This window comes from Streptomyces albireticuli (genome assembly GCF_002192455.1).
Classification (GTDB): Bacteria; Actinomycetota; Actinomycetes; order Streptomycetales; family Streptomycetaceae; genus Streptomyces; species Streptomyces albireticuli_B.
The window spans coordinates 3,381,775-3,405,284 of the sequence record NZ_CP021744.1 but is presented as its reverse complement, the minus strand read 5'-3'; the positions used below and the strand labels follow the sequence as shown (position 1 = coordinate 3,405,284).

The 23,510-nt window shown below is 71.6% G+C and carries 20 protein-coding genes; 9 read left to right on the top strand and 11 right to left on the bottom strand.

The window, feature by feature from the left end:
* Nucleotides 1–8: 8 nt before the first annotated feature.
* On the top strand, nucleotides 9–1,034 hold the full coding sequence (locus tag SMD11_RS14365; protein WP_087926847.1) for a LacI family DNA-binding transcriptional regulator: 1,026 nt from the start codon (nucleotides 9–11) through the stop codon (nucleotides 1,032–1,034).
* Nucleotides 1,035–1,161: 127 nt separating this feature from the next.
* On the opposite strand, the gene SMD11_RS14360 is transcribed toward SMD11_RS14365, so the two are convergent.
* Nucleotides 1,162–3,591 (bottom strand): hypothetical protein, encoded by a 2,430-nt coding sequence (locus SMD11_RS14360; RefSeq protein ID WP_159395302.1) that lies wholly within the window; start codon nucleotides 3,589–3,591, stop codon nucleotides 1,162–1,164.
* A gap of 559 nt (nucleotides 3,592–4,150) precedes the next feature.
* On the opposite strand from SMD11_RS14360, the gene SMD11_RS14355 reads away from it, so the two are divergent.
* Entirely contained in the window at nucleotides 4,151–4,753 is a 603-nt protein-coding gene (locus SMD11_RS14355; protein ID WP_199843878.1) for a hypothetical protein, read from the top strand.
* Between the two features lie 31 nt (nucleotides 4,754–4,784).
* On the opposite strand, the gene SMD11_RS14350 is transcribed toward SMD11_RS14355, so the two are convergent.
* The 4 genes from SMD11_RS14350 to SMD11_RS14335 are packed head-to-tail and all read right to left on the bottom strand — an operon-like array spanning nucleotide 4,785 to nucleotide 8,003.
* Nucleotides 4,785–5,990, bottom strand: coding sequence for a HEAT repeat domain-containing protein (locus SMD11_RS14350; protein WP_087926845.1), 1,206 nt, complete (start codon nucleotides 5,988–5,990; stop codon nucleotides 4,785–4,787).
* A complete protein-coding gene (locus SMD11_RS14345) occupies nucleotides 5,983–6,840 on the bottom strand; it encodes an ATP-grasp domain-containing protein (protein WP_087926844.1) in 858 nt (285 codons plus the stop codon). The genes SMD11_RS14350 and SMD11_RS14345 overlap by 8 nt, the downstream gene beginning before the upstream one ends.
* A 54-nt stretch (nucleotides 6,841–6,894) precedes the next feature.
* A complete protein-coding gene (locus tag SMD11_RS36390; protein ID WP_234366036.1) occupies nucleotides 6,895–7,185 on the bottom strand; it encodes a DUF397 domain-containing protein in 291 nt (96 codons plus the stop codon).
* Nucleotides 7,186–7,196: 11 nt separating this feature from the next.
* A complete protein-coding gene (locus SMD11_RS14335) occupies nucleotides 7,197–8,003 on the bottom strand; it encodes a helix-turn-helix domain-containing protein (RefSeq protein ID WP_418952441.1) in 807 nt (268 codons plus the stop codon).
* A gap of 257 nt (nucleotides 8,004–8,260) precedes the next feature.
* Here SMD11_RS14335 and SMD11_RS14330 point away from each other — a divergent pair, with 257 nt between their 5' ends.
* Nucleotides 8,261–8,734: an ATP-binding protein gene (locus SMD11_RS14330; protein ID WP_087926842.1), complete on the top strand. Its 474-nt coding sequence runs from the start codon at nucleotides 8,261–8,263 to the stop codon at nucleotides 8,732–8,734.
* 177 nt (nucleotides 8,735–8,911) lie between these two features.
* Nucleotides 8,912–10,333: a condensation domain-containing protein gene (locus tag SMD11_RS14325; RefSeq protein ID WP_087926841.1), complete on the top strand. Its 1,422-nt coding sequence runs from the start codon at nucleotides 8,912–8,914 to the stop codon at nucleotides 10,331–10,333.
* 277 nt (nucleotides 10,334–10,610) lie between these two features.
* On the opposite strand, the gene SMD11_RS14320 is transcribed toward SMD11_RS14325, so the two are convergent.
* Nucleotides 10,611–11,468, bottom strand: coding sequence for an NAD(P)H-binding protein (locus SMD11_RS14320; RefSeq protein ID WP_087926840.1), 858 nt, complete (start codon nucleotides 11,466–11,468; stop codon nucleotides 10,611–10,613).
* A gap of 316 nt (nucleotides 11,469–11,784) precedes the next feature.
* Here SMD11_RS14320 and SMD11_RS14315 point away from each other — a divergent pair, with 316 nt between their 5' ends.
* The 4 genes from SMD11_RS14315 to SMD11_RS14300 all read left to right on the top strand — a co-directional run bounded on the left by SMD11_RS14315 (nucleotide 11,785) and on the right by SMD11_RS14300 (nucleotide 17,256).
* Nucleotides 11,785–13,059, top strand: coding sequence for a DUF2993 domain-containing protein (locus tag SMD11_RS14315; RefSeq protein WP_159395301.1), 1,275 nt, complete (start codon nucleotides 11,785–11,787; stop codon nucleotides 13,057–13,059).
* A 250-nt stretch (nucleotides 13,060–13,309) separates the two neighbouring features.
* The gene (locus tag SMD11_RS14310) at nucleotides 13,310–14,608 is read left to right on the top strand and encodes an MFS transporter (RefSeq protein ID WP_087926839.1); all 1,299 of its coding nucleotides are present in this window, start codon (nucleotides 13,310–13,312) and stop codon (nucleotides 14,606–14,608) included.
* Between the two features lie 113 nt (nucleotides 14,609–14,721).
* Nucleotides 14,722–15,951 carry an ATP-grasp domain-containing protein gene (locus SMD11_RS14305; RefSeq protein WP_087926838.1) on the top strand — a complete coding sequence of 410 codons (1,230 nt, stop codon included), beginning with the start codon at nucleotides 14,722–14,724 and terminating at the stop codon, nucleotides 15,949–15,951.
* 141 nt (nucleotides 15,952–16,092) lie between these two features.
* On the top strand, nucleotides 16,093–17,256 hold the full coding sequence (locus tag SMD11_RS14300) for a threonine aldolase family protein (RefSeq protein ID WP_267896824.1): 1,164 nt from the start codon (nucleotides 16,093–16,095) through the stop codon (nucleotides 17,254–17,256).
* A 286-nt stretch (nucleotides 17,257–17,542) separates the two neighbouring features.
* Here SMD11_RS14300 and SMD11_RS14295 read toward each other — a convergent pair whose 3' ends face one another.
* The 3 genes from SMD11_RS14295 to SMD11_RS37065 all read right to left on the bottom strand — a co-directional run bounded on the left by SMD11_RS14295 (nucleotide 17,543) and on the right by SMD11_RS37065 (nucleotide 20,858).
* A complete protein-coding gene (locus SMD11_RS14295; protein ID WP_087926837.1) occupies nucleotides 17,543–18,928 on the bottom strand; it encodes a sensor histidine kinase in 1,386 nt (461 codons plus the stop codon).
* Nucleotides 18,925–19,656 carry a response regulator transcription factor gene (locus SMD11_RS14290; RefSeq protein WP_087926836.1) on the bottom strand — a complete coding sequence of 244 codons (732 nt, stop codon included), beginning with the start codon at nucleotides 19,654–19,656 and terminating at the stop codon, nucleotides 18,925–18,927. The genes SMD11_RS14295 and SMD11_RS14290 overlap by 4 nt, the downstream gene beginning before the upstream one ends.
* 68 nt (nucleotides 19,657–19,724) lie before the next feature.
* Complete coding sequence (locus SMD11_RS37065; protein WP_087926835.1) at nucleotides 19,725–20,858, bottom strand: S1C family serine protease; 1,134 nt, start codon at nucleotides 20,856–20,858, stop codon at nucleotides 19,725–19,727.
* 169 nt (nucleotides 20,859–21,027) lie between these two features.
* Between SMD11_RS37065 and SMD11_RS14280 the strand changes: the two genes are divergently transcribed.
* Nucleotides 21,028–21,267: a DUF1876 domain-containing protein gene (locus tag SMD11_RS14280; RefSeq protein ID WP_087926834.1), complete on the top strand. Its 240-nt coding sequence runs from the start codon at nucleotides 21,028–21,030 to the stop codon at nucleotides 21,265–21,267.
* A gap of 23 nt (nucleotides 21,268–21,290) precedes the next feature.
* Here SMD11_RS14280 and SMD11_RS14275 read toward each other — a convergent pair whose 3' ends face one another.
* Together SMD11_RS14275 and SMD11_RS14270 are read right to left on the bottom strand one after the other, a co-directional pair.
* Nucleotides 21,291–21,494, bottom strand: coding sequence for a hypothetical protein (locus tag SMD11_RS14275; protein WP_087926833.1), 204 nt, complete (start codon nucleotides 21,492–21,494; stop codon nucleotides 21,291–21,293).
* 179 nt (nucleotides 21,495–21,673) lie between these two features.
* On the bottom strand, nucleotides 21,674–23,491 hold the full coding sequence (locus SMD11_RS14270; protein WP_087926832.1) for a bifunctional metallophosphatase/5'-nucleotidase: 1,818 nt from the start codon (nucleotides 23,489–23,491) through the stop codon (nucleotides 21,674–21,676).
* Nucleotides 23,492–23,510 lie beyond the last annotated feature (19 nt).

The following is a 23,510-nucleotide window of genomic DNA, read 5'->3' as shown; positions in this document are numbered from 1 at the left end:
TGCCCGGCGTGGCCAAGGTGACGCGGGACGATGTGGCGAGACTTGCGGGGACGTCGACCGCGGTCGTCAGCTATGTCATCAACAACGGTCCGAGGCCGGTGGCCCCGGCCACGCGCGAGCGTGTGCTGGCCGCGATCAAGGAGCTGGGTTACCGCCCCGACCGGGTCGCCCAGGCGATGGCGTCCCGACGGACGGATCTCATAGGCCTGATCGTCCCGGACGCGCGCCAGCCGTTCTTCGCCGAGATGGCGCACGCCGTCGAGCAGGCGGCCGCCGAGCGCGGGAAGATGGTCCTCGTCGGGAACTCCGACTATCTCGACGAGCGCGAAGTGCACTATTTGCGCGCTTTCCTGGGCATGCGCGTCTCCGGTCTTATCCTCATCAGCCAGGGCCCCAGTGAGCACGCCGCGACGGAGATCGACGCCTGGGACGCCCGGGTCGTCCTGATGCACCGCCGCCCGGACGCCATCGACGACGTCGCCGTCGTCACGGACGACGTGGGCGGCGCCCAGCTCGCCACCCGCCACCTCCTGGAGCACGGCCACCCCTACGTCGCCTGCCTCGGCGGCACCGAGGAGACCCCCACCGTCGGCGACCCCGTCACCGACCACGTCGAGGGCTGGCGCCGGGCCATGCGCGAGGCCGGGAAGTCCCTGGAGGGCCGGCTCTTCCAGGCCCCGTACAACCGCTACGACGCCTATCAGGTCGCCCTGAAGATCCTCTCCGGCCCCGACCGCCCCCCGGCCCTGCTCTGCGCCACGGACGACCAGGCCATCGGCGTCCTGCGCGCCGCCCGCGAGCTGCGCATCGACGTGCCGGGCGAGCTGGCCGTCGCCGGCTTCGACGACGTCAAGGAAGCGGCGCTGACCGACCCGCCGCTGACGACGGTCGCCTCCGACCGCATCGCGATGGCCCGCTCGGCGGTCGACCTCGTCCTGGACGACGCCCTGCGGTTCGCGGGCTCGCGCCGTGAGCGCCTGAAGCAGTTCCCGTCGGCGCTGGTCATCCGCCGCTCCTGCGGCTGCGGCGGCTGACGGACCGCTCCGCGCGGGCCGCGCCACGCGGCGGAAGCCGCACATCGGACGCAGCGGGAAGGGGCGGGGCTGCGGAAAGGGCGCCCGCGGGGCCCACCGCCCCCGCACGACCCGGACACGCCGCCCGTCACCCCCGCAGATCCGCCAGCTTCTTCTTGGCCGCGGCCAGCTTGGGACCGTACGTGCCGGGATCCGCCGCATTCAGCTGCGTATAGAGATCCACCGCCTCCTCCACAAGCGCGATCGCCCGCCCCTTCTCACCCAGCGCGACGAGGAAGTCGGCCGTGGGCGACATGATCCAGTCCGCCAGCTGCGGCCGGTAGGACGGTGTCCTCGTCGCGAGAGGCCGGAGTTTGTCGATGGCTTCGACCGCGAGGTCACGCGCCTTCGCCTGAAGCTCGGGTTTCCCCCAGAGGTGGAGGGAGATGTCGATGAAGGACTGGGAGAGGAGGTAGGCGAGTTCGTCGTCGTCGGGGTTTTCCTTGGTGAGTGTGCGGTAGAGGGTGATGGATTCGTCGGCCATGGTGTTGGCTTCGTCCCAGCGGCCGGCGGCGGTGAGGAATGCGGTGGCGGGTGAGGCGGTCCATTGGGCGAGTTGGCGGCGGTAGGTGGGGTTTTTCGTGGTGAGGGTGCGGAGGTTCTCGATGGCTTTGAGGGTGAGGTCGAGTGCTTTCGGCTGGAGTTCGGGTTTGCCCCAGAGGTGGAGGGAGATGTCGATGGAGGCCCACGAGAGCCCGTACGCCAGTTCGTCGTCGTCGGGGTTTTCCTTGGTGAGTGTGCGGTAGAGGGTGATGGATTCGTCGGCCATGGCGTCGGCTTCGTCCCAGCGGCCGGCGGCGGTGAGGAATGCGGTGGCGGGTGAGGCGGTCCATTGGGCGAGTTGGCGGCGGTAGGTGGGGTTTCTCGTGGTGAGGGTGCGGAGGTTCTCGATGGCTTTGAGGGTGAGGTCGAGTGCCTTTGGCTGGAGTTCGGGTTTGCCCCAGAGGTGGAGGGAGATGTCGATGGAGGCCCACGAGAGCCGGAAGGCCAGCTCTTCGTCGCCGGGGTTCTCCTTGACGAGCGTGCGGTAGAGACCGATGGACTCGTCGGCCGTCGCGACCGCCTCGTCCCAGCGGCCGACGGCGGTCAGGAACGCCGTGGTGGGCGACGCGTCCCACTGCGCCAACTGGCGCCGGAGAAAGGGCTGGTCGACCGTCAGCGGGCGCAGCGCGGTCACCGCGTCCAGCGCCAGCTGGGCCCCGACGTTCGAACTCCCGCGGAAGAAGAACGTGCTTGCGATGCTGATGAGCGCTCCGAAGCCGGGTGCCGGACCGTCGCCCTTCTGTTCGGCCGAATAGTGGACGACGGCGGTGTGCGCCGTGGGAACCACCGTTCCCGGAGCGGAGAGCACACGGGGGCCGGTCCACCCGCCGGACTTCTCCAGCACGCGGAATTCACAGAGTCTCTTGTCCGCTCGCGGGACGAACACCGAGGCGTATCCGTTGTCGTACGGAACCGTCGAGAGCGGGGCCCCCGGCGTGAATCCGGTGCCGGAGATCTTCGCGGGAGCGGCCCAGGAACCGTTGCCCTGCTCCCGGACGGCGTACAGCACCCCGTCGTTGCCCACCACGAACGCGTCGAGCTGCCGGAAGTCCGGCTGTGCCGACTGGGTGACTCCGGCGACACCGGCGCCGGGCGGGGCGAACCGGGTGGGGGTGAGCGGGACGGGCCGCGCCCAGGAGCTGTCGGTCGCCTGCCGCAGCGTGTGGAGGGCGCCGTTGTTGCCCACGACGAAAAGGTCGAGTTGATCGTTCTTCTGCCGTTCGGCCGCCAGGGCGGCACCGCCCGGGGCGAAGCGCGCGGCAGTGAGGGGGAGGGGCCGCGACCAGGAGCTGTCGCCGCTCTCCGACAACATGTGGAGGATCTCGTCGTTGCCGACGAGGAACAGGTCGAGCCGGTCGTTCGCCTGCCTTCCGGCCGTGAGGGCGGCGCCGGCCGGGGCGAAGCGCGCGGTGGTGAGCGGTACGGGCCGTGACCAGGAGCTGTCGCCGTCCTCCGACACCACGTGGAGGGTTCCTTCGGTGCTCACGACGAACACCTCACGCCGGCCGCCGGCCCGGACCCCGGCCGCCACGGCGGCGCCGGGCGGGGCGAAACCCGCCGGCGTCAGGGCCACCCGCCGGGCGGTGGCCGGCAGGGCGTGGTCCCACAGCGTGGCCTGGAGTCTGCCCTCGCCGTCGACCACGAAGACGGCGAACTCGCGCTCGGTCCGGATGACGCCCGCCACCCCGGCCTCCGGCGGCGCGGCCCCCGGTTCGCCGAAGGCCAGCGCCGGCGTGCAGGAACCGACGTTGCCGGGCGGGCTGTCGAGCACGTAGTGCAGGAACAGCCCGCCGTTCCTGCCCACCGCGACGACGTACGTCGCGCCCACGCGCGGGGTGGGTCCTGACCCGGCGGCCCGCGCTCCCCGGCCCGGTACGGCGACGGCCGGACCGCACAGTCCCGCCGCACCGGCGGCCAGAGCGGTGCCGCCTGCGGCTCTGAGCATCGTGCGCCGGGAAAACAGTGGTCTGTCCATGTGGCCCTCCCGCTCCCGCGGTGCCGGTGCGCGGGGGTCCGCGCGGCAGCATGAGGGTGCGGTACGGGAGCTTCGGAGGCCAGGGGTTCGGGAGGAATGGCGGGATCCGGGCCGTGGGTGCGGGGTGGGTGCGGGTGCGGGTGCGGGTGCGGGTGCGGGTGCAGTGCGGGGTGGCCGCTGCGCGGGGCTTTGTCCCCGCCCCGCCCCTTCCCGCTGCATCCGATGTGCGGCTCCGCCGCGTGCGGGGCTCCGCCCCGGACCCCGGTCCTCAAACGCCGGACGGGCTGAGTTGTCGCCCGGAACCGGGCAAATTCAGCCCGGCCGGCGATTGAGGCCACCGCGCGTCAGCGCGGAACGGGGGTCTGGGGGCGAAGCCCCCAGTTACGGGAAGGGGCGGGGTGGGGAACAGGCCCGCCGCAGGCGCACCCCACCGCCCCCCCCCGCACCCCAACCCGCACCCCCATCCCCCTCACGGCCGACCCCCGTTCATCCCCACGGCGGGCCCTCACCCTCCCCACGGCCGACGCCCCGCACCCCCCGCCCCACGAGGCTGGAGAACGTGACCAAGACCCGCGAACTCCCGCCGCGAACAGCCGCTCCCACCCCCCGCTGGGCGAACCTCGTCGCCCACGCCATCCCCCTGCTCCTCCTGCCCCAATGCCTGTGGCGCCTCCCCTTCGCCTTCCACTTCGAGATGGGGATGGTGCACCAGAAGGACATGCCCTCGATGTGGATCAGCGTCCCCTACGTCTTCGGGCTCAGCGTGATCACGGAGACGCTCGCGCTGCTCTCCTTCGGCCTGGTGCGGGGCTGGGGCGAGGTCGCCCCCGCGTGGCTGCCGTTCATCGGCGGGAAGCGGCTGCGGCCGATGGCCGTGATCATCCCCGCGACGCTGGGCGGCCTGGGCGCCACCGCGTTCTGGATGCCCACGGTGCTCTCGTGGTTCGGCGTCCTCTCCCCCGGGGCGGGGTTCACCAGCGACGGCTGGCAGGCACTGGCCAGGGTGTGCGTCGCCCCCGGCACGCTCTGGGGCCCGCTGGTCCTGGTGCTGACCTACGCCTACTACGTACGGCGCTGCCGCCCGGCGAAAGGCACCGGCGAGGCGCCGGCGGCCAAGTCGCTCCACGGCTCGGCCGTGCCGGGCCCCGCGAACGGCGGATGACGGCCGGGCCGCCGGGGTGGTTACCCGCCCGTCACCCCTCGGCGGCCGCCTCGGCCTCCTCGGCGCGCCTGCGCCGGTACGACCACACGTCCGCGAGTCCCCAGCGGTACCGGGTCTCCTCGTCGACGGGGCCGAGACCGTCGATGACCTCGTCCCCGCGCGGGTCGTCACGCATCGCCAGCCGGACCGCCGCCGTGACCCGTACGTCCGGGTCGTCATCCGTAAGGCGCTCGGCGAGCGCGTCCGCGATGACGGACGACTTCTCGGCGGGCCCCCACATGAAGGCCGCGACGGCGGCCTGGCGGACCTTGGGGTCCTCGTCCCGGAGACGTTCCACGACGGCGGCCACGGCCTCGGGGCAGTTCGCCGCGACGGGGTAGGACAGTCCGGAGAGCGCCCACTTGCGGGTGTCCGCGTCGGCGCTGCGGCTGAGCGCGGGCAGCGGCTCGTCGGCGCGCGGATCCCGGGCGTTGCTCAGGCCCGCTGTGAGCGCGCGTACGACCCGCAGGTCCGTCTCCCGCTCCAGCCAAGGCAGGAAGAGCTCGACGAGCGCGGTGTCGTAGGGCGACTCGTCGTCCTCGTCGACCTCCATGAGGCGATCGGCGATGACGACGAACCGGAGCACCTCCGCGCCGAAGTACCGCTCCAGCGGGTCCGGCCGGTCGCACAGGGCCTCGGCCGCGTCCCAGGCGGCGAGCCCGAGGTGCTCGTGCACCGCGTACGTCGCCGCCCCCCAGACCGAGCGGTCGACGTCCGGCTCCGCCACGGCGCGGGCCAGCAGCTCGTCGAACGTCCGAGTGATCCCGTAGGCGGACTCCAGGTACGTGGCGATCGCGGCGTGCCCGTCGCGCGCTGTGACACCGCCGAGCGTGAGCTCCTCGGACGTCCCGCCGAACCTGTCCTCGACGGTCCCGCGCCCGACGGGCCCCGTCGCCCCCGTCCTGCGGCGGAGCTCCGCCTCCGCGCCCGCCTCGTGCCAGTGCCACGCCAGAGCCAGGGCGTCACGCCCGTCCGCACCCCGGAACCGGAGGTCCCCGCCCCGGTCCACGACCCGCTCCACGAGCGCGTACGAGCCCAGGTCCACCGCCCGCAGCAGCGGCGTCCGGCCGTCGGCCCCCACGGCGTTCACCTCGGCGGGGGTCATCTCCAGCATCAGCTCGTCGGCGAACCTCGCGTCGTACGCGTCCAGCGCCGCGAGGAGCAGGCCCGCTCTGTCCGCCCGCGTCCGCTCAGTCACGGCGGCCCGCCAGCAGGCCGTGGATCGACGCCGCCATGTTCACCGCGAACGCCTCCCGCTTTTCCGGAGCCAGCAGCTCCAGCGACAGGTACGGGTTCAGGTCCTCCAGCTCGACGAGCAGCAGTTCCCCGCCCGGCGCCCGGCACGCGTCCACCCTGCTGATGCCGTGCGCGATGTCGTTCCAGTCGACGAACCGCCGCGCGAACGCGATGTCCTCTGCCGTCGCCTCGTACGGCTCCAGCCGCCAGCGCTCCTCCGGGCTCGGGGCGTACAGCGCGTACTGGAAGTCCCGGTCGATGAAGTAGAACGACACCTCGTAGGCGAAGTCGATACGCGGCTGTACGAGCACCTCACCGTACGCGAGCGCCGGCAGCGCCTCCTCGGGCACGAATTCCAGGCCTATGGAGTCCGCGCCCAGTTTCGGCTTCACGACGTATTCGGCGGCGTGGGGGAGCCGGGATACGTCCTCGGCCCGGTCGATCGTCGGGATCACGGGGTATCCGGCGGCGGTCAGGTCCAGCAGGTATTGCTTGCCGATCATGTCGGCCTTGCCGCGCAGCTCGTTGTAGACGAGCGTCCCGCGCTTCTCCGCCTCTTCGCGGAAGCGGTCGTATTCCGCCTGGTAGTGCAGGACCGGACCGCTGTTACGGATCACGACCGCGTCGAAGTCGTCCATGAGGGCGGTGGCGTCGAGCGGGTGGCAGAGCGCGACATCGAATTCCTGCCGCAGGCGGGAGGTCAGGAAAATGTCCTCGTCGCAGTAACGGCGGCCCTTCGCCTGATATGCGAGATCTGTGACGAACAGGACGCGGGGCCGCTTGGGCGCGGGCCTGCGGGTGGGACTGGGCATGACTCTCCTGCCGAGGGTAGGTCGACTGAGAGTAAACCTACCTATCGCCCGAGGTCAGCCGCTTTTCAGGGTGCGTATGAGGGTGCGGAGCGTTTGGGGGGCGACGGCCAGGATGACGTCGGGGTTGTCGCTTTCTCGGAGGAAGATCCGGCCAGCGTTGACGGCAGCTAGGTCGAGGCAGTTGGCGCCGTGCTGGCTGTACGACGATTTCTGCCACTCGGCGGCGACACTCAGGCACGCGTCGCCCTCCGAGCAGTAGCCGGACTTTTGCCAGGTGGCGGCAATGTTCAGGCAGTTCGAACTGTCACCGCTGTAAGAAGACTTCTGCCAGTGATGCGTAGACACGCCGATACCTTTCAGAGACCCTGCGCGAGGCGCTTGATGAAGTCTCTCGACGCGCTCGGAGAGAGGGAGCTTCCTTCCAGGCGGTCGAGTACGGTCCGGTATTTGGCCAGCTCGGCATCGGCGTCGAGGAATTCACAGCCGTGGTGGACATCCAGCTGCACAGTGTCCAGCGGAGGCACTGCGCCGGATACGTAGTCGATAGGCTGGCCATTGCCGGAGAACGATCCGTTGCCGAACGGGATCACGCGCAACGTGATGTTGTCGAGCTCGCTCATCTCCAGAAGGTGCTCCAACTGGCCGAGAGATGTCGCACGGCCACCGAACTGCATGCGTAGCGCCGCCTCATGAACGATCGCCGTGTATGGGATGGCCCGCTCGCCGTGGAGCACTGCTTGCCGCTTCATCCGGTAGGAGAGCCGATGCTCGACTTCGTGGGCTCTGAGCTGAGGGACGACCTCCTGGAACAGGGCGCGGGCATGGTCGGTCGTCTGCAACAAGCCGGGGATGTGGATTGCGAGGGCGACACGCAGGCCGAATGCGTGGTGTTCGAGCTCGGCCAGATCCATCAGGGGCGCCGGAAGCAGCTCCTGATAGGCATCCCACCAGCCTCGTGTGCGGCCGCCCGTCATAGCCGCTAGCGCTTCGATCAAGGCGTCGTCGGCACACTTGTAGTTGCGGGCCATGGTGCGGACGCGATCCGCGCCCACCGCGTACCGGCCCGCTTCGATGTTGCTGATCCTCGACTGGTTGACGCCGAGGAGCGCAGCCGCCGCTGATGTCGACAAGCCGGCCCGTTCGCGGAGCTTCCGCAGCTCCACCCCTAGGCGCTGCTGCCGCAACGTTGGACTGCCTGATGACCCCACTGACTTCCTCCCGCCCCAAACGTCACCCACACGGGGCTAGTTGGCCTGAATTTCGTCGACCGAGTGGAATATAGGCCATCACCGACCCTACGGTGTGACTTAAGCCACTCACCTGGCCCGCCGTGAACACGGAGGCGCATCGCCGACGCACCGGCGACAGGACACCGCAAGCGCGGCAACTCAGCCAATCACCTCCTGATAAGGAGCCCCGCATGGCAACCGTATCCCCGGAGAACACCTGGTCGTACACGCTCAACCTGCCCCACGACCCGCACTCCGCGCGAATCGCCCGCACCACCTTGCGCAGCGTGCTCGTCAGTCACGACCGGGACGAACTGGTGGACGACGCAATGCTGTTGACCAGTGAACTCGTGACCAACGCCTACCGCTACTCCGACGGCCCCGTCGAACTCCGCGTGCGGCACGCGTGGGAGGCGGGCATCAGGATCACCGTGTGGGACACCAACCCCCTCGTGCCTGCGCCGTTCGACGCCCCTCCGGGCGGCGGCGGGACCGACGTGCCGGCGGACGGTACGTACGGGCGCGGTCTCCTGATCGTGCGGCTGTGTGCGGACAACTGGGGCAGTCAGACGTTCGGCGGACCCGCGTCCGGGGCGGGGTTCCGGGGGAAGCTGCTGTGGTGCGAAATCGGCGCGAAATCGCCCGTGGCGCAGCTCGCCGCGTAGGGGCCGGATGGGCCCCCGCCCGCTTGGGGCGGTCAGTAATCCGTGGGGAAGGAGGGAGCGGAGGGGTGGCGGAAGGGTGATGCGGCCTGGTGCTTTACCGCGCCGCCGTCACCCGTTCGGCTTGGCGTCGTTGTCAGCCGAAGAGCCGTTTTTCCTCCATCGCGGGAGAGAGTCAGCATGCGTCAGTTCCCTTTGGAAGGCCTGGAGATCGCTCCCGGGCGCGTGGTGGAGTGGCGCCTGCGGTCGACGAGACGGAGCGAGGAGGGCGGCACGGAGGGGGCCCGTAAGAGCGCGTCGTTCAACCAGGACAAGCACTTCTCGGTGGTCGAGGAGGCCCGTAAGGCCAACGACTCGATCGCCTCGTGGCTCGCGGTGACGTTCGAGGTGGAGGGGCCGCTCGACCGGGACGCGCTGGAGGCCGCGCTGCTGTTCCTGGCGCGGCGGCACGAGGTGCTGCGCTGCGAGTTCCAGCGGCTGGCGGGGGACCTGTCGTGCGGGGCGATCGACGAGGAGGAGATCGCCCTGGACGTGGCGGAGATGGGTGACTTCGACACCTCGGCCGAGCTCCTCGCGTTCATGTCGGACAGCTTCCAGAAGCAGATCGACACACTGGCCTGGCCGCTGTTCATGATGGGGGCCGTGGTCAGGGAAACCGGTTCTTCGACGGTGTACATGGCCTTCGACCACATCGTGTCGGACGGTGTGTCGATGCCGAACGTCGTGAACGACATCCAGACCGCCTACGCGGCCTACACCCAGGGCCGCGAGCCCGTACTCCCCGTCGCGGGCAGCTATTTGGACTTCGCGCACGAGCAGCGGGTCCGTTATCTGTCGCTGGAAGCGGGCGACGAGCGTCTCGACTACTGGAAATCCTTCATGGCGGGCAACGGCGAGTTCTTCCCGCGCTTCCCGCTGGAGCTCGGGATCGAGCCGAACCGGCTGTACCCGACGGTGAACGAGGCGGACAGGCTGCTCGACGCGCGGGAGACCGAGGCGCTGGAGACCCGGTGCAGGGAGGCCGGCGGGAAGTTCTTCATGGGCCTCCTCGCGAGCGTCGGCACCGCCCTTCACGCCCTGGGCGGCCCCGACTCGTACCGGGGATTCATGCCCGTCAGCGAGCGCGGCCGGGGGCCCTGGAAGCATTCCGTGGGGTGGTTCGTGAATACGCTGCCCATCGAGTTCCCCGTCGGGAAGGGCTTGGAATTCGACGAGCTCATCGCCGGTGTGCGGGCCGGCTTCGGCGCCATGATGGGCAGCCTGGAAGTGCCCTTCATCCGGGCCTGGGAACTGCTCGCCCCCGAGCACTTCGCGCTGCGCACCTGGCCGTACCCGGTGAACTTCTTCTCCTACATGGACATGCGGAGGACTCCGGGCGCCGGACACCATCCGCAGTGGCAGCCGACGGCTCATGTCTGGGCCTCGACGGCTAACGGGACGTGCTCGTGGTTCCAGCGTGATGTCACGGGCCTGTACATGAACTCGATCTACGTGGATACGGGGGAGGCGCGGCGGACGATGCGGTCTGTGCGGGAGGTTCTGACGGAGACGTTGCGGGCTACGTCGCGGGTGGCTCTGCGGGAGCCGGCTGCGGTGAGTTGAGGCGGGCCGGGGTGCGGGTGAGGTGCCGCTGCGCGGGGCTTTTCCCCAGCCCCGCCCCTTCCCGAAACTGGGGGCTCCGCCCCCAGACCCCCTTTCCGCGCTCCGCGCGGTGTCCTCAAACGCCGGACGGGCTGAATTTCAGCCCGTCCGGCGTTTGAGGACCGGGGCCCGGGGCGGAGCCCCGGTTCGGGAAGGGGCGGGGCGGGGACAAAGCCCCGCGCAGCGGCACCCCCCCCCGGCACCCCCCCCGCACCGCACCCGGAACCCCGCACCGGACTCAGCGGAAGTCCGCCACGTGATCCCTCGCCCACTCCTCGAACGACCGCGCCGGATGCCCCGTCACACGGAGAACCGCGTCCGTGACCCGCGCCTCCGTCCCCACCGTCGCCTCGAAGTTGCGCAGGACGTCCTCCGCCACCGGCCCCGGCGCGCCGTGGCGTTCCATCAGGGCGATGCCCTCCTCGAAGGAGACGCGTTCGAAGCGGACCTCCGGGCGGCCCAGGGCCCGGCCGATCGCCGCTGCCTGGCCCTCGAAGGTGATGCCCTCCGGGCCCGTGACGACGTAGACCTGGCCGGTGTGGGTGCCGTCCTCGTCCAGGAAGGCGCGGAGCGCGATCTCCGCGAGGTCCGCCTCGTGGACCGGCGCCGCGGTCGTGCCGGGGAACGGGCCGCGCACCAGGCCGTCCGTGCGGATGCCGTCCGCCCACATCAGGGCGTTCGTGGCGTACATGCCGCCGCGGACGAAGCACCACTCCAGGCCCGACTCGCGGATCAGGCGCTCGGCCTCGGCGTGCCACACGGCGATGGGCGCGGTGTCGTCCTCGGGGACGCCGGTGACGGCCATGGAGGAGTTGAGGACGATCCGCTGTACACCCGCCGCGACCGCCGCCGCGACGATGTCGGCCACGTCCGCGCCGCGCGTCGCGGCGAGGTTCAGGAACAGGCCGTTCGCGCCGTCGAGGAGGGGCTCCAGGGGCTGTCCGGCCGAGAGGTCCGCGCGGACGACCTCGGCCGCCTCGGGCAGGCCCGCCCGTGCGGGGTCACGGGTCAGCGCCCTTACGGGCACTCCCTGGGCGACGAGCTGTTCCACCAGGCTGCGGCCGATGTTGCCGGTCGCTCCGGTCACGACTATCACGAGCGCTTCCTTCTGTCGGAGCCGCGCGGGAAACCAGCTGCTGTATGCCCGCCAGTTGCCGCATATGCTCGGTGCAACGGCCGGAAATGGCGCCGGAATTCCCGCTACCGCGGGTAGGTCTTGCGTTCGGGGGCCGTTCCCGTGGTGGGATGTCGTGATGCGAACCCCCACACGCATACCCGACCTTCCGCCCAATCCCTATGACGAACTCGCCTCGCTGGCCGACCCCGTGGCCCCCGAGGCGGAGAAACCGGAGGACGAACCGGAGGAACGCGGGGGAGGTTCACCTCCCGATTCCGTCGATCCGGCCGTAGCCGTGAATGCTGTCCAGCACGCCGGTCCTGTCCATCGCGCCGGTCCCGTCGAATCCGCAGATTCCCGCGAATCCGCCGACTCCTCCGATTTCGCCGAATTCCTCGACATCCGGCTGGTCCCCGACAGCCCCGAGAGCCTCGACGACGCCGCTCTCGCCCGCCTCACGGCGCCGCCCGGCCACCGCCGTTCCCGGCGCGGCCGCTCCGGTCACGGCCGCCGTGCCCGCCGCGCCTCCCGCCGCGTCCGGCACCGCCGCCGGTTCGCGGCCGTACCCCGCGCCCTCAAGCTGCTGATCGCCGTCGCCGTCTGCGCGGCCTTCCTGGTGCTGGGCGACCGCTGCGCCGTCCTGTACGCGGAGAAGAAGGCGTCGGAGAAGATCCGGGACGACCTCCACCTGGCCGCCGGGCCCCAGGTCGACATCCACGGCTTCCCCTTCCTCACCCAGGTGCTGGGCAAGCGGCTGGAGCGCGTCGACATCACCGTGCCGCACGTCGACGCCGGCCGGGTGTCCCTCGCGGAGGTCCGGGCGAGCGGCCGGGACATCAAGCTCACCGGTGACCTCCCCACCGCCGTGCGCGGCGCGGTCATCGGGCGGCTGGACGGGGACGTACGCCTCTCCTTCGCCGACCTCAACCGCGAACTCGGCGCCTCGCAGGTGCGGTTCAGCGACGCCGGGGGCGACACGATCGCGGCCGACGGGCGGCTCGACGTCGGCGGCCAGGAGCTGCGGGTACGGGCGCGGGCCCAGCTGCGGCGCACCGACGACCGGGGCCTCGCCACCGACATCGACGGGATGAGCGTCGACGTGCCGCACGTCGCCACCTACCGGCCCGGCCGCGACAAGGGCCTCACTCTGCACCGCGAGGCGGCCGAGCGCGTCGCCCGCGACACGGCCCGGGTGAAGGCGCTGCTGTCCGTGCCGTCGCTCGCCGCGCGGCTGGGCGTGGGCCCGGACGAGGTGGCGGCGGCCCTCAGCGGTGAGGACCGGCTGCGCGAGCTCACGGGCGCGCCCCGCTTCGTCGAGCGGCTGATGGGGGTCAACCTCGTCGACGCCGTGGCCGACCACCCGTGGGTGCTGCGGAAGATCGGTGTCGACCCCGATCTGATCGCCGGGCTGATGCGGCTGCGGCCGCCGGAGCTGACCGACCGGCTGTCCTTCTCCTTCCGGCTGCCGGAGCAGGCGAAGGACCTCAGACTGCGTGCCGTCACGGTCGACCACGAGGGAATCCGGGCCGAGCTGGGCGGGGTCGCGCTGCCGGTCGGACGGGCGTCTTAGCGCGCTTCATTCACTTGAAATTCATAGCGACGCCCCAAAACGAAGGGTCGGATGCTCTATCGCCTTGCATTCATCGAATGGAGGGCTAGATCACACTCGCATTTATTGAACCGACCATACGGTTTGTGTTTGGGTCTGGGTGTGCGGACGACAGCCGGCCCCGTGGCCGGGCTGCCGGCCGCGCATGGCTGCCGTGCCGGGGGAGGGGGGCACGGCAGCCCGAAAGCAACCTTGAGGACCACGCGTCATCATGAGCAATGCGACGGAATCCGGACCGGGGTCCACGGCGCGATCCGCCACGGAACCGGAAGCGGGACCGGGGCACGCGATGCCGGGCCTGTGGCCGACCCTGGCCTCACGGGCACTCGGCAGCAGCGCCTATTACGTGGTCTCGCCGTTCCTGGCGATCTGGCTGCACAGCACCCTGGGGATCTCCGTGTCCCTCGCCGCCACGGCGGTCGGGGTGCACCTGCTCAGCATGCGCGCCGGGGCCGTCTACACGCAGTTCGTCGTGGTGCGGTTCCGGCTCCGCGCGGTCCTCGTCGGCGGTTACCTCGTGGCCGGCGCCGTCCTGCTCGTACCCGTGGGCCTCGGGCTGGACGACCCCGCCTCCTGGCTCGCCGTGCTGGCCGTGAACGGCACGGCCGTGTCCTGCGCCAACGTCGGCACCAAGGCCCTGATCGCCAACGGCTGCGACGAGCGCACCCGGCTGCTCGCCTTCGGCCGCCTCAACGCGGCCATCAACGGCGGCGCGGCGCTCGGGCCCGTCGCCGGCGGCTGGCTGATGTCCGCGACGGGCCGCGCCTTCCCCCTGATACCGGCCGGTGTCTTCGCGCTGGCGGCGGTGCTGGCCGCCCGCGCGCCGGGTGACGTGACGGCCACCCCGCGGGCCGGGGGCGGCGCGGCCCGCTTCGGACTGCCCAACCGGCAGGTCCTCCTCTGGGCCGCCGTGACGGCGACCCTCTGGCTGGCCTACGCGCAGTTCGCCAACGTGCTGCCGATGTACGTGGGCAGCTCGGTCTCCACCCGCGTCATCAGCATGCTCTTCCTGGTCAACGCGATCCTCATCGTGCTGTTCCAGGGCGTCGTCGCCCGCCGCATGGAGAGCCTCGCCCGCCGGCGCGGCGACCGGGCGGTCCTCGCGCTCGGCATGGTCCTCCTCGCCGCCGGCCTGGTGCTGTTCGTGCCCGGCCGCGGCCCGGCATGGCCCGTGATCTTCCTGGGCGCCGCCGTGTTCACCTTCTCCGAGCTGGTCTGGTCGCCCGCCGCCGACAGCCTCATGGCCAAGAAGGCGCAGGGGAACAGCTTCGCCGCATTCGGCTTCGCCGGTCTCATCTGGGGCGTCGCCGAATCCGCGGGCGGCGCCCTCGGCACGGCCGTCGCGGGCGGTTCGGACGACAGCACCTGGGTCACCTGGTCGCCGTTCCTCGTGGCCGCCGGCCTGACCCTGCTCACCGCCCTGGGCGTCGTCCTCGCCCCGCGCCGGACGGAGCGGGCGACGGCCCTTGCCACCGGATCGTGTCCCTCCGTGCCGGACAAGGCCCTCTGACGGTCCCCTCCGGCACGCCCGTACCCCGGCACGCCGCACTCCCCGGCGCCGCCCCTCAGCCCCTCCGCACCCGCACACCCCTCCACCCTCCAGCAGAAACGGGACCGGCAACCATGGCCGACCACATCGTCATCGTCGAAGCGCTCACCAGCGGCACCGGCCTCCGGGTCGTCGAGGCCGCCACCCGCAAGGCGGCCCGCGTCACCTTCGTCACCCGGGACAAGGCCCGCTACATCAACGATCCGCTCCGCGACCTGCTGGAATCGGGCAGGGTCGAGACGTACATCAGCGAGACCCGCTCCGTCGAGGAGCTCACCGTCCTCTTCGAAGCCCTCGGCACGGACGGCGCGTTCACCCTGATCGCGCCCAACGAGCAGTACCTGCTGCCCGCCGCCACCGCGGCCGAGAAGCTGGGCATCCCCTTCCTGCCGACCGCCTCCGTGCGCCTGACCCAGGACAAGCACGCCTTCCGCCGGGCCTGCGAGGCCGAGGACATCCCCGCGCCGCGCAGCACCGCCGCCGCGGACGTCGAGGCGGCCGTCGCCGCCGCCGAGGCCACCGGCTACCCCGTCGTCCTCAAGCCCTCCATCGGCACCGGCAGCTACGGCGTCGTCTCCGCCGCCGACGAGGAGGAGGTGCGCTGGCACTTCACCGAGGTGCTGGCCGAGTCCGACGGGCAGGGCGGTGTGCCGCTCGTCGAGGAGTTCCTCATCGGCCCCGTCGTCAGCGCCGAGGTCCTCTACACCGGCGGCGTCCCGCACGTCCTCGGGATCAGCGACCGCATCATGAGCGAGCTCCCGTACTTCATGGAGCTGGCCATCCGCTTCCCCGTCGACCTCTCCGCCGACGCCCACGAGCGGATCGAGCGGATCTGCGCCGACCTCGCCCGCCTGATGGCGTACGAGAACGGGCCCGCGCACATCGAGTTCGCGCTCACGGCCGACGGCCCCAAGGTCGTCGAGTTCAACCCGCGCTTCGCCGGGCGCAACGTCTCCACGATGGTCTCCGCGGCCCTCGACTGGAACGTGTTCGACGGCGTCATCGCCTCCTACCTCGGCGAGCCCGTGGACGCGCCGCAGCCGGTCGGCGCCGCCGCCGAGCAGGCCCTCTACGCCAAGCGCGGCGGCCGCTTCGAGGGCGTCGCCGGTCGGGAGCTGGCCCAGCGCGTCCCCGGCCTGCGCGACATCCACATCACGGCCCGCGCCGGTGACGAGCTGCCCGACGCCAAGGACCAGCGCAGCGAGTACGGCACCCTCTGGTGCACCGGCGCCACCGCCGACGAGGCCGGCATCCGCGCGGCCTCGGCCGCGGGGTATCTGCGGCCGGTGTTCGACGAGCGGTAGCCGGCCGCCGGGCCGCCGAGGCCCCTGAAAGCCCCTTCAGGCCGGTGCGCCCACCGGTCCGGCTCCCCGCGGGCCGGGCCGGTGGCCTCGCCCCCGGCCCGCCCCGCTCCACCCCAGCTTCGTCACACTCCGTGACGGATTGTGGCGTCCCGTCATATCCCGGCGGGCGCCGCCCGCGCCCCATCCCGGCGCGAAGCCGCAGCGTCAGACCCGACGAAAGAGCACGCACGTGAGTACTCCTGCCCAGGTACAGCGTCCGCTTGTCGACCTGTACAGCGACACCATCACGCTTCCCACCCCCGAGATGCGCGCCTTCATGGCCGAGGCCCCCTCGGCGACGAGCAGAAGGGCGAGGACCCCAGCGTCAACGAGCTCACCGCCATGGCCGCCGAGCTCCTCGGCAAGGAAGCCGCCGTCTTCCTGCCCTCCGGCACCATGTGCAACGAGATCGCGCTGGCCGTCCACTCGCGGCCCGGCGACGAGGTCCTCACCGACCGCACCGCCCACATCATCAACTACGAGGTCGGCGGCCCCGCCGCGCTCAGCGGCATCAACGTCCGGGCCCTGGACGGCGAGCGCGGCGTGTTCACCGCCGAGCAGTTCCGCGCGGCGATCCGCCCCGCCAGCCGCTACGCGCCCGTCACCAGCGGCGTCGTCATCGAGCAGACCTCCAACGCGGGCGGCGGCACGATCTGGCCGCTGGAGCGCATCCAGGAGATCACCGGGATCGGCCGGGAACACGGCATGTGGGCCCACATGGACGGCGCCCGCCTCCTCAACGCCTCCGTCGCCAGCGGTGTCGAGCCGCACGTCTACGCCGCGCACTTCGACTCCGTCTTCGTCGACCTCAGCAAGGGCCTCGGCGCCCCCGTCGGCGGCATCCTCGCCGGCACCCAGGACTTCATCGACCAGGCCTGGCGCCTCAAGCAGCGCTGGGGCGGCGCCATGCGCCAGGCCGGCGTCATCGCCTCGGCCGGCGTCTACGCCCTCCGCCACCACGTGGCGCGGCTGGCCGAGGACCACGCGAACGCGCGGGTGCTGGCGGAGTCGCTGGCGTCGATCGAGGGGCTTGTGGTGCGGCCCGAGCACGTCGATACGAACATCGTTCTTTTCGATGTGGCGGAGACGGGGCTTTCCGCTGCGGAGTTCGGGAAGCGGACGTATGAGCGGTTCGGGGTGCGGGTGAGTGTGTTCGGGCCGACGACTGTGCGGGTGGTGACGCATATCGATGTGACGGCGTCTCAGGTGCCGGTGGCTGTGGCGGCGATCGGTGAGGTGGCGGCGGGGGCGTTGGCGGCGAGGTAGCCGCTGCGCGGGGCCTTGTCCCCACCCCGCCCCTTCCCGAACCGGGGCTCCGCCCCGGACCCCGGTCCTCAAACTCCCCCAGCTACCGCTGGGAGGTGCCCCCGGACGGGCTGATTTATCGCCCGGAACCGGGCGGGAAAACCGGCCCTGGCGCAGGGGGAAAGCCAGCCTCGGACAGGGGCACATCCAGCCCGGCCGGCGTTTGAGGCCACCGCGCGTAGCGCGGAACGGGGGCCCGGGGATCTCCCCGGTTTCGGGAAGGGGCGGGGCTGGGGAAAGGCCCCGCCTACAGCGGCGGCGGCGCCGTCGTCGCACCCGGGAGCCGTACGGACGCCACCGTCCCACCCCCTCCGTCACCCGCCGCCGACAGCCGTACGGACCCACCCGCCCGCTCAACCGTCCGCGCCACGATCGACAACCCCAACCCGCTCCCCGGCAGGCTCCGCGCCGACGGCGACCGCCAGAACCGGTCGAAGACGTGCGGGAGTTCCGCCGCCGGGATGCCCGGGCCGTGGTCCCGTACGGTCAGTTCGCCCGCCGACAGGGCCACGGAGACCGTTCCCCCGGGCGGGCTGAACTTCACCGCGTTGTCGAGCAGGTTGACCAGGGCCCGTTCCAGCGCGGCCGGTTCGGCGCGTACGTACCAGTCCTCCAGGTGCACCTCGAAGGTGAGGCCCGAGCCGCGCAGCCGGGCGCGTTCGACCGCTCGTTCGGCGGTCTCGTGAAGGGCGATGACCTGGACCGGGCCGCTGCCCGGCGCGGTCTCCGGGCGGGAGAGTTCCTGGAGGTCGCCGATGAGCGCGGCCAGCTCCGTCATCTGGGCCTTGACGCTGGTCAGGAGCTCGCGGCGGTCGTCCGGGGGGATTGCCCGGCCGGTCTCCTCGCTGCGGACGAGCAGGTCGATGTTGGTGCGCAAAGAGGTGAGCGGGGTGCGCAGTTCGTGGCCGGCGTCCGCGATGAGCTGCTGCTGGCGGTCGCGGGAGGAGGCGAGCGCGGCGGTCATGGAGTTGAACGAGCGGGACAGCCGCGCGATCTCGTCCTCGCCGTCGACGGGGATGCGGACCGCCAGGTCCTCCGTGCGGGCGATGTGCTCGACCGCGTCCGTGAGCCGGTCCACGGGCCGCAGGCCCGCGCGGGCGATGCCGAGGCCCGCCGTGGCGGCGCCGAGCACGCCGACGCCGGCCGTGAGGACGAGCACGAGCGCGAGCTTGTTCAGCGGCTTGTCGATGTCGCTCGCGGGCTGGGCGATGGAGACCGCGTAGACGCCCGGCACGGTGCTGCGCGAGGTCGCGACGCGCATCTCCTTGCCGTCCTTCGCGTGCGCGTCGTGCAGCACCGGGTCCTGCCCCAGGCCCACGGCCAGGTCGCGGGAGTCCACCGTGACCGGCGACTTCCCGGCCGTCGTGCAGACCGCGCCGCGCGCAGTGATGATCTGCACGGTGTACGGGCTGGGGTACGGGCGCGTGCCGTTGCCGCAGGTGTTGAGCAGGTCGACGACGGTCTCGTCCGCCGGGCGCACATTGGTCAGGGTGGTGTCCCGCTGCTGTTCGAGCTGCTGTTTGAGGACGACCCAGGACACGGCCGCGACGACCGCGACCGCGACGGCCACGGCCACGGCCGTCAGCAGCGCCAGCCGCGACCGCAGCGGCAGCCGGCGGAACCGTCCGATCACTCGGCGCCGCCGCCTTCCGCGCGCAGGACGTAGCCGACGCCGCGCACGGTGTGGACGAGGCGCGGCTCGCCGCCCGCCTCGGTCTTGCGGCGCAGGTACATCACGTAGACGTCCAGGGAGTTGGAGGAGGGCTCGAACTCGAAGCCCCACACGGACTTGAGGATCTGCTCGCGGGTGAGGACCTGGCGGGGGTGGGCGAGGAAGAGCTCCAGGAGGGTGAACTCCGTGCGGGTGAGCTCCACGGCGCGGCCGCCGCGGGTGACCTCGCGGGTGTCGGGGTCCATCCGCAGGTCCGCGAAGGTCAGGGCGCGGTCCTCGGCGGGCGCCGCCGCCGCGTAGGAGCTGCGGCGCAGCAGGGCGCGGATGCGGGCCAGCAGCTCGTCCAGCTCGAACGGCTTGACCAGATAGTCGTCGGCGCCGGCGTCGAGGCCGGTGACCCGGTCGCCGACCGTGTCGCGGGCGGTCAGCATCAGGATCGGCACGGTGACGCCGGAGGCGCGCAGCCGGCGGGCGGCGGTGAGGCCGTCCATGCGCGGCATGAGCACGTCGAGGACGATCAGCTCGGGGGCGTAGGCGTCCACCTTGCCGAGCGCGTCGAGCCCGTCGACGGCCAGCTCGGTGCCGTATCCCTCGAAGGCGAGGCTGCGGCGCAGCGCCTCACGGACGGCGGGTTCGTCGTCCACGATCAGGATGCGGGCGGGCTGGTCGCCGTGGTCGGCGGGGCTCATCGGCTTTACCTCGCGGTTCGGGGGTCAGGGGCGCTCTCAGCCTCGCACGCCGCCGGGTCGGGTGGGCGTCAGCCGCCGGTGCCGCCCGCGCGCAGCTTGGCCAGGTCGGCCTTGAGGGTGTTGACCGGGATGGCGAAGCCGAGGCCGACGCTGCCGGCGTCCCCGGACCCGGACCCGGCGCCCGCGTACATGGCGGAGTTGATGCCGACGATCTCGCCGTTCATGTTGATCAGCGCGCCGCCGGAGTTGCCGGGGTTGAGGGAGGCGTCGGTCTGGATCGCCTTGTAGGTGGTCTTGGACGAGCCCGTGTCGCCGTTGTACTGGTTGCCGCCGAACTCGAACGGCCACTGCGGGAGCCCGCCGCCCTGGCGCTGCTGCTGCCGGCCGTCCTGGCCCTGCTCCTTGGAGACGGTGACGTCGCGGTCGAGGGCGGAGACGATGCCGCTGGTCACGGTGCCGGTGAGGCCCTCGGGCGAGCCGATGGCGACGACCTCGTCGCCGACCTTGAGCTTGCCGGAGTCGCCGAGGGAGGCGGCCTTGAGGCCGCTCGCGCCCTGCACCTTGATCAGGGCGAGGTCCTTGTCGGGGTCGGTGCCGACGACCTTCGCGGTCCTGGTGCCGCCGTCGCTGAAGGACACCTTCACGGTGTCGGCGCCGGCCACGACGTGGTTGTTGGTGACGATCTCGCCGTCGGCGGTGATCACCACGCCGGAGCCGGTGGACTCGCCGGAGGCGGTGGTGGCCTTGATCTCCACGATGCTCGGCATGACGGCCTTGGCGACGGCCGAGACGCCGCCGCTCTTGGAGGAGACGTTCTGCACCGGCGTGGAGTGACCGCTGCCGCCGGAGCCGCCGGTCAGCTGCCCGACGAGGGCGGCCGAGCCGCCGCCGACCACCGCGGCGAGGATCGCGCAGGCGGCGAGCAGGGCGACGGGGCGGCGGGCGCGGGGCGCGGCGTGCCCGGCGGGGACACCGCCGGTGGCCGCGGGCTCGGGCGCCGGGGCGCCGAAGCCCGCGTAGCCGGCCGGGGTGCCGCCGCCACCGCCGTGACCGCCGGCGCCGTCACCGGGCCAGACGGTGACGCCGCTCGCCGTGGTCACCGGCTGCTGCGGCGCGTACGGCGGCGGGGCCGGGTAGGCGTAGGCCTGCTGCGGGTGCTGCTGGGGGTCCTGGGCGCCGTCGCGGCGGTGGTTGTCGGTCATGGCTACGACTGTGCTCCGGCTGGATGAGAACAGTCTGAGTGTGTGCTGAGAAGCCCGGCAGAAGTAGGTATGTCGGGTATAAGGAAGATCAAGCCCGTCCGGCGGACGAGGACGCCGCGCCCGGCGCGGGACCCGGACCCGGCGCCGAGGATCAGCGGAGGAGACACCCATGCAGGTAGCCGGCTGGCACGTGGAAGTCGAGTTCGACGAGAACGACACGCACACCCGCGCGGCCGCGCTCCTGCGGCTGCGCGACGGCAACGAGCTGCGCGGCCGGGGCCAGGCCACCCGCGACCCCCGGGACCCGGACGAGAAGCGCATCGGGGAGGAGCTCGCGGGCGGCCGGGCCCTGCTGGACATCGGCCAGCAGCTGCTGGCGAAGGCGGGCGCGGAGGTGGAGAGGCTCTAGCGGCGCGGCCCGGCTCGTACGGCTCAGAGGCCGACGGCGTTCGGGATGTTGAGGATCGTCTGTCCTGCGATGCCCACGTCGATCGTGCCGTTCGTTTCCGCGGTGATGAGGCCGCCCAGCAGGCTGGCGTGAACGTCCGCCTGCGCGGGCGCCGCCAGCGCGGCCGCGCCGACGGTGAACAGGACGGTCGTGGCGAGGGCGGTCAGGACGCGCCGGGTGGTCGACATGGGACTCTCCCTTGGATCGGGCGTGACGGGTGCGCCAGTTCTTTCCATCCGGTTGTCCGAAAAACGGCCGCCGTCCGGGGCGTTGTGGCGCGCGCTGGTGCCCGTACACGCGTGAGCGCCGGTGCGCGTTGCCACGCACCGGCGCTCGTACTTCCTCCGCGCGCTACTTCACGGCCGTGCTACTTCACGACGGTGATGCGGTCCGCCTTCGGCGGGGCGAGCGGGGAGGTCGCCGAGGAGTGCGCCGTCAGGTAGGCGTTGAAGACGTCCAGGTCGGAGGCGCCGACCCGCTTGTTCGCGCCGTCCTTGAAGGCGACGAAGCCGTCACCGCCGCCCGCGAGGAACTCGTTCGCCGCGACGCGGTACGTCTTCGCCGGGTCGATCGCGGTGCCGTTCAGCTTCACCGAGGCCACGTCGACGCGCGCCGCGCCCTTCTTGGTGAGGTCGAGCGTGTAGGTGAAGCCCTTACTGACCTGAAGGATCTTCGGCTCGGCCTCGTTGGGGCCGCTGACCTGCTGCTGGAGCAGGGCGATCAGCTGCGCGCCGGTGAGGTCCTTCGTCTGCATCATGTTGGTGAACGGCTGGACGGTGAACGACTCGCCGTACGTCACGACGCCGTCGCCCTCGCCGCCCGACGCCTTGTGGGCCAGGTCGGAGCGGATGCCGCCGGGGTTCATGAAGGCGATCTGCGCGCCGCCCTTGTCGGCCGGGGCGAGGGCCTCCAGCTGCGCGTCGGTGATGACGTCGCCGAGCGGCTTCTCGTAGGCCTCCGAGCCACGGCCGTTGATGTCACCGGAGATGTAGCCGACCGGCTTGTTGGCCACCGGGGCGGCCAGCTTCTTCCAGCGGTCGATGAGGGCGGTCATGTCGGCCGCCTTCGGCTGGTCCCGGTCCACGATGTGGTTCGCGGCCTTGGGGCTCTTCACGGGCGTCCGGACGATGTCCTTGGTGCGCCGGTCGTACGTCAGGGTCGTGTCGGTGTAGAGCCGGCCGAAGGAGGCCGCCGACGTGACCGTGCGGGGCGCGCCCGACGGGTCCGGGATGGTGCAGGCGTAGGCCTGGTGGGTGTGGCCGGTGACGAAGGCGTCGACCTTCGGCGTGACCTTCTTCGCGATGTCCACGATCGGGCCGGAGATGCCGGCGCCCGCGCCCGGGGTGTCGCAGTCGAAGTTGTACGAGCCGGAGGCGGGCATGCCGCCCTCGTGGATGAGGGTGACGATGGACTTCACGCCCTGGCGGTCGAGCTCCTTGGCGTACTTGTCGATCGTCGCGACCTCGTCGGCGAACTTGAGGCCCTTGACGCCCTCGGCGGTGACGACGTCCGGCGTGCCCTTCAGGGTGAGGCCGATGATGCCGATCTTCACGCCCTTGTGCTTCCAGACCGTGTACGGCTTGAAGAGCGGCTTGCCGGTCTTCTCGTCCGTCACGTTCGCGGCGAGGTAGGGGAAGTCCGCGCCGCGGAACTTCTTGCCCTTCTCGAAGCAGCCTTCCTTGGGGTGGCAGCCGCCGTTCTGCATGCGCAGCAACTCGGCGCGGCCCTCGTCGAACTCGTGGTTGCCCACGGAGGTGACGTCGAGGTCGAGCTTGTTGAGCGCCTCGATGGTCGGCTCGTCGTGGAAGAGGCCGGTCATCAGGGGGCTGGCGCCGATCATGTCGCCGGCCGCCGCGGTGATCGAGTACTCGTGGCCCTTACGGGCGGTGCGGAGCGAGTTGGCGAGGTACTCCACGCCGCCGGCGGGTATCGCCTTCTTCGTCCCGTCGGCCTGCGTCTCGGTCACGGTGCCGGAGGAGCCCTGCGGAGGCTCCAGGTTCCCGTGCAGGTCGTTGAAAGACAGCAGCTGGACGTCCACGGTCCGCTTCTGGTGCCACAGCCCGCCCCACGAGCTGTCGGCGCTCGCCGGGGCGGCGGAGGCGAGGACACCGGCGGTGGCGGTGAGGGCGACGGCGGTCGCGGTCAGCCGTCTGGCGAGGCGCTTCCGGGGCGGCGGCGCGTGCATTTGTTCCCCTTTGTGCAAT

What these genes read in the sequence shown, in the direction of transcription:
- SMD11_RS14330 (WP_087926842.1), top strand. Translation starts at nt 8,261, where the DNA reads ATGGCAACCGTATCCCCGGAGAACACCTGGTCGTACACGCTCAACCTG.
- SMD11_RS14360 (WP_159395302.1), bottom strand. Translation starts at nt 3,591, where the DNA reads ATGGACAGACCACTGTTTTCCCGGCGCACGATGCTCAGAGCCGCAGGC.
- SMD11_RS14280 (WP_087926834.1), top strand. Translation starts at nt 21,028, where the DNA reads ATGCAGGTAGCCGGCTGGCACGTGGAAGTCGAGTTCGACGAGAACGAC.
- SMD11_RS37065 (WP_087926835.1), bottom strand. Translation starts at nt 20,858, where the DNA reads ATGACCGACAACCACCGCCGCGACGGCGCCCAGGACCCCCAGCAGCAC.
- SMD11_RS14325 (WP_087926841.1), top strand. Translation starts at nt 8,912, where the DNA reads ATGCGTCAGTTCCCTTTGGAAGGCCTGGAGATCGCTCCCGGGCGCGTG.
- SMD11_RS14310 (WP_087926839.1), top strand. Translation starts at nt 13,310, where the DNA reads ATGAGCAATGCGACGGAATCCGGACCGGGGTCCACGGCGCGATCCGCC.
- SMD11_RS14290 (WP_087926836.1), bottom strand. Translation starts at nt 19,656, where the DNA reads ATGAGCCCCGCCGACCACGGCGACCAGCCCGCCCGCATCCTGATCGTG.
- SMD11_RS14305 (WP_087926838.1), top strand. Translation starts at nt 14,722, where the DNA reads ATGGCCGACCACATCGTCATCGTCGAAGCGCTCACCAGCGGCACCGGC.
- SMD11_RS14345 (WP_087926844.1), bottom strand. Translation starts at nt 6,840, where the DNA reads ATGCCCAGTCCCACCCGCAGGCCCGCGCCCAAGCGGCCCCGCGTCCTG.
- SMD11_RS14270 (WP_087926832.1), bottom strand. Translation starts at nt 23,491, where the DNA reads ATGCACGCGCCGCCGCCCCGGAAGCGCCTCGCCAGACGGCTGACCGCG.
- SMD11_RS14275 (WP_087926833.1), bottom strand. Translation starts at nt 21,494, where the DNA reads ATGTCGACCACCCGGCGCGTCCTGACCGCCCTCGCCACGACCGTCCTG.